General features: G+C 55.5%; 1 protein-coding gene. It reads right to left on the minus strand.

The window, feature by feature from the left end; genetic code table 11:
• The coding region (locus tag ACMWKK_RS26275) for a DUF2931 family protein (RefSeq protein WP_406542967.1) at positions 1–313 on the minus strand (313 nt) is incomplete at its 3' end.
• Positions 314–506: the final 193 nt, after the last annotated feature.

The raw sequence follows: 506 nt of genomic DNA on the forward strand, positions 1-506 counted from the left end.
GCGACGCCGGAAAGACTATCCGGGTCTCATAGGTCTTCTTGTCGATGACCGAATCCCAGCAGAACAGCATCATCACGGGCGGGTGGCGCGCCTTGTTAAACTGGGCATGCCGCCGCACCTCATTATTCCATGTTCCCACGGTAATAGCGCTGTCCTGCACGGAGTCCAGCGTCCGGAAGGTATACACCACTCCCTTTTCATCAATCACCAGCGCCTGCGTGACCTCGGCATACAGTACTTTCGGGGTGAAGAAAGCGAAGTCCCATTTCCCGTAAGGCATTCCGCCCGTCTCTTCGGGGGCAGTGGGCGCCACGGCCTGGCATCCTGTGAGAGTGGTTAAAATTAAAAAAAGCCCTAACCCGCGTTGTTTCAAAATGATTCTCCTTCCATGTTATAGCGCGTACGCCGCCACTCTTCATCGGGGCGATTAACAAAGCTGATAAGTTCAGCCAGTGCGGCACCGCCCTGAATCTCACCGCGGGTATTTCTCACCACGGGGTTCCAGT

This window comes from Enterobacter sp. 01-M-03-SI-ECC (assembly GCF_047530215.1).
Classification (GTDB): domain Bacteria; phylum Pseudomonadota; class Gammaproteobacteria; order Enterobacterales; family Enterobacteriaceae; genus Enterobacter; species Enterobacter chengduensis.